General features: G+C 54.8%; 8 protein-coding genes and 1 tRNA gene. 8 read left to right on the forward strand and 1 reads right to left on the reverse strand.

All coding sequences use genetic code 11. The features are described from left to right. From ADICEAN_RS23415 to ADICEAN_RS18840, 3 genes are all read left to right on the forward strand, one after another. Positions 1 to 187: hypothetical protein (locus tag ADICEAN_RS23415; RefSeq protein WP_236612961.1), on the forward strand; the 187-nt coding region annotated here is incomplete at its 5' end. A gap of 223 nt (positions 188 to 410) precedes the next feature. Next, a complete protein-coding gene (nhaD, locus tag ADICEAN_RS18835; RefSeq protein WP_009197254.1) occupies positions 411 to 1,733 on the forward strand; it encodes a sodium:proton antiporter NhaD in 1,323 nt (440 codons plus the stop codon). A gap of 223 nt (positions 1,734 to 1,956) precedes the next feature. Further along, positions 1,957 to 2,343 (forward strand): VOC family protein, encoded by a 387-nt coding sequence (locus ADICEAN_RS18840; protein ID WP_009197255.1) that lies wholly within the window; start codon positions 1,957 to 1,959, stop codon positions 2,341 to 2,343. Positions 2,344 to 2,389: 46 nt separating this feature from the next. On the opposite strand, the gene ADICEAN_RS18845 is transcribed toward ADICEAN_RS18840, so the two are convergent. Then, complete coding sequence (locus ADICEAN_RS18845) at positions 2,390 to 2,833, reverse strand: organic hydroperoxide resistance protein (RefSeq protein ID WP_009197256.1); 444 nt, start codon at positions 2,831 to 2,833, stop codon at positions 2,390 to 2,392. Between the two features lie 151 nt (positions 2,834 to 2,984). Between ADICEAN_RS18845 and ADICEAN_RS18850 the strand changes: the two genes are divergently transcribed. The 5 genes from ADICEAN_RS18850 to ADICEAN_RS18875 form a co-directional block, all read left to right on the forward strand. Next, a tRNA-Arg gene (locus ADICEAN_RS18850) sits at positions 2,985 to 3,056 on the forward strand. 545 nt (positions 3,057 to 3,601) lie between these two features. Beyond that, positions 3,602 to 5,908, forward strand: a complete 2,307-nt coding sequence (locus ADICEAN_RS18860; protein WP_009197257.1) for a TonB-dependent receptor — start codon at positions 3,602 to 3,604, stop codon at positions 5,906 to 5,908. Positions 5,909 to 5,942: 34 nt separating this feature from the next. Continuing rightward, positions 5,943 to 7,160: a DUF4374 domain-containing protein gene (locus tag ADICEAN_RS18865; protein WP_009197258.1), complete on the forward strand. Its 1,218-nt coding sequence runs from the start codon at positions 5,943 to 5,945 to the stop codon at positions 7,158 to 7,160. A 72-nt stretch (positions 7,161 to 7,232) separates the two neighbouring features. Then, on the forward strand, positions 7,233 to 8,381 hold the full coding sequence (locus ADICEAN_RS18870; protein ID WP_009197259.1) for a PepSY-associated TM helix domain-containing protein: 1,149 nt from the start codon (positions 7,233 to 7,235) through the stop codon (positions 8,379 to 8,381). Positions 8,382 to 8,606: 225 nt separating this feature from the next. Beyond that, positions 8,607 to 9,140 (forward strand): ATP-dependent DNA helicase (locus ADICEAN_RS18875; protein ID WP_040398247.1); only part of this gene is annotated, 534 nt, incomplete at its 3' end.

Here is a 9,140-nt window from a genome sequence, read left to right on the forward strand (position 1 = left end):
AAATAAGTATTCTCTAAAATTCGGGATGACTCATGGCTGCTCCCCCATCGATGCCCTGTCAGAGGGTGCACCAGAAGAGGGTAACCGCCCGTTCACTTCAGGACGGTTGCCGGTAAAAATTTCCGGCCTAGCCGCCGGAAGTACTGCTGAAAATCAGCCACTAAGGTACTTTCCTGACATTGGTTAGCTTCATTTTTCAGCACCTTCAGGTAAGAAAATTTGGACGCCACATACTAAATCCAATACATCAGTGGGCTTTAAACCGGCTAAACAATAATTTAAGACCCTAACGTCTTGTTTTGCCATGTTATTTTTTGCCAAATATTATACTGTCTAAAATGACCTAAATCATAGGTTAACCAAACAAACCGGTAGTAGCTTTACGGTCAGATTTACGAACCCTCAGCGCCATGATCTGGATTGTTGCCATCTTTGTAATTGGGTACCTGTTCATTACCCTGGAACATACCTTTCACATCAATAAGGCCGCTTCGGCCCTGCTGGCAGGCGTACTCTGCTGGACCATCTACGCCACTCAACTGGGCGATGTGCATCTTGTTAATGAGCAACTGATGCACCACCTGAGCGAGATCTCAGGCATTCTATTCTTTCTGCTGGGCGCCATGACCATTGTGGAGATCATTGACCTGCACGATGGCTTTGAGGTGATCATCAGCCGCATCAGAACCCGCTGTTCCAAAAAACTGCTCTGGATTTTGGGAGGCCTGGCCTTTGTGCTCTCGGCCATTCTGGACAATCTTACCACCACCATTGTGCTGGTATCGCTACTGCGCAAGCTGGTGCCTCAGCGGGACCAGCGCCTGTTCTATGCCGGTATGGTCATCATCGCTGCCAATGCCGGCGGCGCCTTTACCCCCATTGGGGATGTAACCACCACCATGCTCTGGATTGGCGGACAGATCACTACCGAAAACATTGTGCAGACGCTCTTTTTCCCCAGCCTGGCCTGCTTTATCTTCCCCATGCTGTACCTCACTTTTAAACGAAGTAGTTCCAGCAATAGCCTCCAGGCACTTGACGTAGCCCCTGTGGAGCACAGCAAGCTGGACTCCACCCCCTTTGAGCGCAAGCTGGTGCTGGGCCTGGGTGTAGCGGCCCTGGTGTTTGTGCCCATCTTCAAATACCTCACCCACCTGCCCCCCTACATGGGCATACTGCTTGGTCTGGGGATACTGTGGGTAGTGATTGAACTGGTACATCATAAAAAAGCGGAAGAAGAAAAGACCAAATTCTCGGTGCTGACGGCGCTTAAAAAAGTAGACTCCGCCACGGTGCTCTTCTTCCTGGGCATATTGCTGAGCATTGGCGCCCTGCAATCTGCCGGTCAGCTGGCCATCATGGCCAATGTGCTGGATGCCCAGATCGGCAACTTCTACGCCATCAACTTCCTGGTTGGCCTGCTCTCTGCCGTAGTGGACAATGTACCCCTGGTAGCGGCTATGATGCGCATGTACCATGTAGAATACCCCACCGACCACGCCTTCTGGGAGTTCCTGGCCTACTGTGCCGGCACAGGCGGAAGTGTGCTCATTATTGGCTCCGCCGCCGGGGTGGCCGCCATGGGTCTGGAAAAGATCAACTTTATGTGGTACCTGCGCAAAATGAGCGGCCTGGCTCTGATCGGCTACATTGCCGGTGCCCTGGTATTCCTGCTGCAGCAGCAGGTGGTATCCAACAAAGCCACCATCATGCAAATATTCGTGATAAACTAAAGGGTTACCTTACCCCTTACTGCAACTACTCCCGCTGATGACCAACCCAGGACCCCTGCTCCCGTTCGGTGAGCAGGGGTCGTTTTTTACTGGATTGACAGCCGGGAAAGAAATTGGAGAGCAAGCCTGCACTATTGCATTTTTTTTGCTTTCTTGGATCTTTCGCCCAGCCGGCAGCCGGCACAGGCGGCACACATGATGATCATCCCCTATACCAGAGTGTATGCAGACAAATTTGGTAGGCTGGTTTGAGATACCTGTAACCGACATGAACCGGGCCGTACGCTTCTATGAGCAGGTATTTGCCGTACAGCTGCTCCGCAGGCCTATGGGGGGTCTGGACATGGCCTGGTTTCCGGCCAAGCACGGTGCCAGCGGTTCCTGCGGGTCGCTCATCCACCATCCGCGGCATTACAGCCCCAGCAGCACCGATGGGGTCCTGATCTATTTTACCTCACAGGCCGGCGATCTGGCCCTGGAGCTGAGCCGGGTGGAAGCTGCCGGCGGGCGCATTCTGCAGCCAAAGACCCTTATCTCCAAAGAAATCGGCTTTATGGCCCTCTTTCTGGACTCTGAAGGCAACCGCCTTGCCCTGCACTCCCGGGCATAAAAAAAGCTGCCCTCGTATGAGAGAGCAGCTCACTTCGGTGTATACGTTATTTGGTAACCAGTTCCACCTCTACATTTCCCTTGATGGCCTTGCTGTAGGGGCAGATTTCGTTGGCCTTTTCAATGAGACGCTGCTTGGCATCCTGCTCCAAACCGTTTACGGCCACTTCCATTTTTACCTTCAGGCCAAAGCCCGTATCGCTCCTATCCTTGCCATAGGATACATGGCAGGTTACCTGCATATCATTTTCCTGAAGGGGCAGGTTCATGGTTTCGGCGGCCAGTTTGGCGGCGCTGCTAAAGCAGGAGGCATAGCCGGCTGCAAAGAGCTGCTCGGGATTAGTGGCGCCTTCTTCTCCTTTGCCCCCCAGCTCCTTAGGTTCGGTGGTCCGTAGGGACAGTGTACCATCAGAGGTTTTTACCTCACCCTGGCGGCCGCCGGTAGAGGTAGCCGAAGCGGTGTATTGTACATCAAGATTGGATGCGTTCATATATTCGATCGTTTACTTAAATAGGTTATCTGCTTGTATAACAGGCATCTAATGCAAGTGTTGAAAGAAGTTTGGCAACTGTTGATTTTTTTAGCCCCAGATTTCGGTTTTTAGGGGAATAACGCTACTTTTGCGCTACCGTTTTCAATCCGTTCCCGTAGTTCAATGGATAGAATTTCAGATTCCGGTTCTGAAGATAGGGGTTCGAATCCCTTCGGGAACACTATAGAAGTACAGAAACCCGCTGCAAGCTATTGATTTGCAGCGGGTTTTGTTTTTCTTCACAAGATACCTTGTTGCTTCTGCCCTGCATATCCATCAGCAAGCGTTTCTATCCCTCCCTTTAGCGGTTTGTACTCGCTCAAACCTGTATTTTCTGACTCCCTTCCCCTCATCGTTCGCATACATTTAGGAGGTAGGCTGCACACAGTCAATGTCCCGGCACCCCCCTTTAGGCCTACCTGAACCTGCTGTACGCAGGCATCCTTGCACCGTGCTTTCCTCATATCCCCCATGCGCCAGATCACCAAATGGCAAGCCTGATGAAGTTGGTTACTCCTCTGGCATACCCAGAATCGCTGAGGAAAAATATTTATTTGGAATTAGTCTAAATAAGTTTTATTTCTCCGCTTTCACCCCTAGTTTTGGGGCAAGATTGTACCCTAACCCAGAAAGGCCGTGCATCACCACACGCTACCAACGGTCCTCCTTTTAGTCTTAAGCCTCTGTTGCCAGCTATTAGGCGCCCAAACCCCTACAGGGGCCACGGTGGCCGGCCGTGTAACCTCCGGCACGTTAGAGGCCCTCATGGGGGTGGCAGTGGTACTGAAGCCGGGCATGAACGGCGTGGTGACGGATTTGAATGGGCGCTTTGAGCTGCGGGATATCCCCCCCGGCAGCTATGTGCTGCAGATCAGCTACCTGGGCTTCGAGACGCAGGAACTAAATCTTGAACTACAAGCAGGCGATAAGAAAACCGTCTCCTGTACCCTCAGCGAACAGGCCGATCTGCTGCAGGCGGTGGAGATCAGCGGCAAATCCCTTAGCCAGGAGGTGAGAGAACAAGCCTACACTGTAACGGCAATCACCGCCAAAGACCTCTACAACAGCACCTCTGATGCCAAAGAACTCCTCAACCGCGTAGCCGGGGTGCGCATCATGGAAGAGGGTGGGCTGGGATCGGCACTCAATGTTACGCTAAATGGCTTTTCGGGCGATCAGGTGAAGTTCTTCCTGGATGGCATCCCCATGGATAATTTCGGCTCCTCCCTCAGCGTTAATAACCTCCCGGTCAACAGCATCGAGCGCATCGAGATCTACAAAGGGGTGGTGCCCATCTGGCTGGGTACCGATGCCCTGGGCGGCGCTGTGAACATCATCACCAACCAGCAGCACAACTTTCTGGATGCCTCGTATGCCATTGGCTCCTTCAATACCCACCGCCTGTCGCTCAACGGCGCCTATACCGCCCCAAAAAGTGGCTTCACCCTCAGGAGCAACCTGGCTTACAACTATTCTGATAACAACTACCGGGTTTGGGTGCCCATCCGCCAGGACAACCGCATTGTGGATTCGGCCGAGGTAGAGCGCTTTCATGACCGCTACCGCTCCGGCCTGCTGAAACTGGAAACCGGCTGGGTAAACCGCCGCTGGGCCGACAACTTTCTGCTGGGCCTGCTGGCCTCCGGCAATGATCAGCAGGTGCAGACCGGCTCCACCATGAACAGTGTGTACGGCGGCATCACCCAAAACAGTCAGTCGCTGATTCCCAGCCTGCGCTGGAGCAAGGAGAACCTCTTAACCAAGGGGTTACACGCAAGCCTGTACACGGCCTACAACAGTACCAAAAGCCAGGTGATCGATACCCTGAGGGGTGTCACCTACAACTGGCTGGGCGAGGCCACCTATACGCCCGGCTCCAACAATGGGGAGCTGTCCAGAACCTTTACCACCCTTACCGACAGTGAGCTCAACAGCCAGCTGAACCTGAGGTATGTGCTTAGCCCCAGGCACTCTCTGGCGCTCAACCATTCGTACTCCTATTTTCAGCGGGAAGTGTTTGATACCGAGAATCCGGACAGGATCGAAAACAAGTTTCCCAAAACCCTGAACAAGCAGGTGCTGGGACTGGCCTATACCTTCGATCCCAGCAAAAAATGGAGCACCACACTTTTTGCCAAGTACTTTCTGCTGCAAGCTGCTACCAGCAAAGAGGTGGATTTTGGCCTTTCCAGCCGCCGGATCGAGGGGCAGTCGGTACAAAAAGACAATTTCGGCTATGGGCTGGCCACCTCCTATTTTGTGCGCCCCAGCCTGCAGCTGAAAGCCTCTTACGAGCATACCTCCCGCATGCCCTGGGCGGCGGAGCTCTTTGGCAATGGCCTGTTTATCCTGCCAAACCCGGACCTGGGCCCGGAGCAAAGCCATAACCTCAACCTGGGCGCTGCCTACACCCTAAAACTGCGCCACCACCATCAGCTATCACTGGAAAGCAGCTTTATTTACCGGGAATCCAAGGACCTGATCTACCAGGTGGTGCGCGTAGCCAGCCCCGAGACCTCCTCCAGCAACCTGAGCGAAACGCGTACACTGGGGGTGGAAGGCTCCCTGCTCTACCAGTGGAGGGATCGCCTGCGCCTGGGGGGCAACATGACCTTTCAGGATATAACCGACCAGGCCGAGTTCATCTACAACCAGTCCTATACCAATACCGGCTACCAGCGCAACTACCAGCTGGGCTACCGCCTGCCCAATACCCCCTACCTCTTTGGAAATGCCCATGCCGGCCTCAGCTTTCAGGATGTAGGGGCACGGGAATCGGCCCTGCAGCTCACCTACCATTTCAGCTTTGTGGAGCAGTATTTTCTGAGCTGGGCTGCCCTGGGCTCCCGCGACACTAAAAAAATAATACCCCGGCAAACAGCACACGCCCTGGAGCTTGCCTATAGCCTGCAGCAGGGTAAATATAACCTGGCACTGGAGTGCCGCAACCTGCTGGATGCCAGGCTCTATGATAAATACTATTTACAAAAACCCGGACGGGCCTTTTACCTAAAGCTCAGATGGGTCCTCTAATCCCTCTTTCATTCACTTAAATACTCCTACACCTATGTTTTCGATCAATTCTGTACGGCAATGGGTCCTCCCGCTTCTAAGCCTTGGCGCAGCAGCTGTCCTCAGCTCCTGCCAGGGAACTGAAACCCCGCCTACTCCTGCCGATGATGCCCCCTATGTGCTCTCCCTGGCCGTTCAGGGCAGCGATGGCGGCTTTACCTACTACACCGTACCCTTTGAGCAGGTCATGAGCGGCTCGCTCTCTGCCGTGGGCCAGGGTATTGAGCAGCCTGGGTATTATGATTTCACCCAGATTGACAATACCATTTACAGCATTGGCGGCCTGGGCGCCGTAGATGTGGTGGGCATCAGCAAAACCGAAAGCGGTGCACTCCGCCAGCTGGGAAATGTGTCCTTTGCCAACAGCCTGGCCGATATTGTGCAGGCCGATGCCAATACGCTGGTAGCCCTGGAGCTTTCGTCCAATTCTGATGTGGTGCGCCTGCATACCATCGATGCCAATTCCGTAACGGTAACCAACACCCGCCAGCACCCTGTATCCGACCTGAGCAGCCTGCAGGCGCCTTCGTATTCCGGCATGCGCATCAGCGGCAACCAGCTGTTTGTGAGCTACTACATCAGCGACCCCACCACTTACAATACCCCCTACACCGATGGGGCGCAGGTGGCCGTTTACTCCTACCCCGGCCTGGAGTTTCAGAAAGTGATCGAAGATGAGCGCACCGGCCCCATTGGCGGCTTCAATACCAAATCCGGTCTGATCGTAGATGAGCGGGGCGATGTATATGCCCTCTCCCATTCCAACCCCGCCAACGGCTTTAGCCAGACCACCAAGCAAGGGGCTATCCTGCGCATCCCTGCCGGCCAAAGCGAGTTCGATGCAGACTATTTCCTGGATGTGGAAGCACTCACCGGTGGCAAGAACATCGCCCACCTGAAGTACCTGGGCAATGGCAAAGCCTTTGCCGAGATCAATACGGATGCCAATACCGATCAGCAGCGCTGGTCCGATGGGCCCCTGCGCTCGGCCGTGCTTGACCTCTATAACCAGACGATCACCTACATCGACGGCCTGCCGGTACATGGCGGCAGCGGCCGCCGCCTGGCCGCCCTGCACGATGGTAATCACCTCTACATGAGCATTCCGGAAGCCTCCGGCATCTATGTGTACCGCATAGACCTGACCACCCATACGGCCACCAAAGGCGCCGAACTGGAAGCCAACTTCCTGGCGGGCTTCTTCAAACTCTAAGTTTACCAGGATGGGCCAGCCTGCTCCAACGCCAAAGCAGGCTGGCTCATCCTTCTTCTACTCCCAATGCCCATGAAACGCAGACAAAAGACAAAAAAAAGCGCAATCCGACGGATCAATGACTGGCTGCACCTCTGGCTGGGGCTCGGCTCCGGCATTATTGTCTTTATTGTGAGCATTACAGGTTGTTTGTATGCGTTTGAGGAAGAAATTAAAGATGCACTGGAGCCCTGGCGCTTTGTAGAGGCCCAGGCCATGCCCTTTGTACCCCCCAGCCAGCTGCTGGATACCGCCCGGCTGTACATGCCCGGCCAAACACCCACCGGCCTTACCTACAGCAACCGGGAAGGCGCCGCGGCGGTGGGCTACTTTGGCTCCGAAAATGGCAAGCGGACCTTCACCGCCATTTTCATGAACCCCTATACGGGCCAGTTTCTGCAAAAGCAGCAAACCCTGGGCGGGGATGGTTTTGATTTTTTCCGCTTTGTGATAGATGGACACCGGGCCCTCTGGCTCCCCTATGAAATTGGCCGCCCCATCGTGGGCATCGGCACCCTGGTATTTGTGGTGCTGCTGGTCACAGGCCTGGTGATGTGGTGGCCCAAAAGGGCGAAGAAATCGGAGTACCGCAAAAGCTTCACCATCAAATGGCGGGGAAGTTTCAAGCGCGTCAACTATGATCTGCACAATGTGCTGGGCTTCTACAGCCTGCTGCTGGCGCTGGCGCTGGGCATTACCGGGCTGGTCTGGAGCTTTGCCTGGTTTGCCGATGCCCTCTATTTTGCCACCTCCGGCGGACAGTCCCGGCCCGAACACAGCCACCCCCACTCCGACCCCTCAAAGGCAGGGGTGCTCCCCGCCGACAGCATATCGGTGCTGGACAAAGCCTGGTACCTCACCCTGGCGCAGGAGCCCCGGGCACAGGGCTTTTACCTGGAGCCGGTACCGGCTGAGGCCGACGACCCCATTGAGATCATTGCCTACCAGGATAAGGGATCGTGGTACAACCGCAATGAATACTATTATGATCAGTACAGCCTGGAACCTCTCCGGATGCAGGGCGACCGCTATGCCCAAGCCAGCCTGGCCGATCAGCTCATGATGCTCAATTACGACATCCACATTGGCGCCGTAGGGGGATTTCCCGGCAAGCTCCTGGCCTTTTTCATCAGCCTCATCTGCGCCAGCCTGCCGGTTACCGGTTTTCTGGTGTGGTGGTAAAAAGAAGAAAGTGAAAAAGGAGGCCATTCCACTAGAAGGGGAAGAAGAACTGCGGAGTAAAAAAGTACGGGGCAGAATGCGGATGACAACCTAACCAAAGCCCTATAGCCCTCCAAGGGTTTCAAATCCCTTGGAGGGCTTCACCTAACCTACACTGGCATTTTCCTCCATTCCTGCTTACCTTAAGGGGATAAAAACCCGTTTCATCGGGAGAAATGCCCCCTTATGCGCCAGCTGCCCCTGCAACCCGATCGTCCCTCGCCCAGCCTGGAAAAGCTCTCCGGCATTGTGAAGCGGGTTACCTTTCACAGTGCGGAAACGGGCTGGTCGGTGCTAAAGGTGACCCCCTTTGACCGGCCCGGCGAAGAAGTGCCCGTAACCGTACACCAATCAAAGGTCTTTGCCGGGGCCACCATTGATTTCTGGGGCGAGTGGGTGAACCACCCCAAGTTCGGCCGGCAGTTCAAGGCCCAACGGGTAGAAGAACGAAAGCCCGCCACCGCCAATGCACTTGAAAAGTACCTGGGCTCAGGCCTCATCAAGGGGGTAGGTCCGGTTACGGCCAAGCGCATTGTAAAGCACTTTGGCAAAGACACCCTGCACATTTTTGAATCCGAAATTGAGCGCCTCACCGAAGTGCCCGGCATTGCCGAGCTCAAACTGGTCTCGATCCGCAATGCCTGGAAGGAGCACCAGGAGATCCGCAATGTGATGATGTTCCTGCAGTCGCACGGCATCAGTACCCTGTTTGCGGTAAAG

This window comes from Cesiribacter andamanensis AMV16 (assembly GCF_000348925.1).
GTDB lineage: Bacteria > Bacteroidota > Bacteroidia > Cytophagales > Cyclobacteriaceae > Cesiribacter > Cesiribacter andamanensis.

What these genes read in the sequence shown, in the direction of transcription:
- nhaD (WP_009197254.1), top strand. Translation starts at nt 411, where the DNA reads ATGATCTGGATTGTTGCCATCTTTGTAATTGGGTACCTGTTCATTACC.
- ADICEAN_RS18840 (WP_009197255.1), top strand. Translation starts at nt 1,957, where the DNA reads ATGCAGACAAATTTGGTAGGCTGGTTTGAGATACCTGTAACCGACATG.
- ADICEAN_RS18845 (WP_009197256.1), bottom strand. Translation starts at nt 2,833, where the DNA reads ATGAACGCATCCAATCTTGATGTACAATACACCGCTTCGGCTACCTCT.
- ADICEAN_RS18865 (WP_009197258.1), top strand. Translation starts at nt 5,943, where the DNA reads ATGTTTTCGATCAATTCTGTACGGCAATGGGTCCTCCCGCTTCTAAGC.
- ADICEAN_RS18870 (WP_009197259.1), top strand. Translation starts at nt 7,233, where the DNA reads ATGAAACGCAGACAAAAGACAAAAAAAAGCGCAATCCGACGGATCAAT.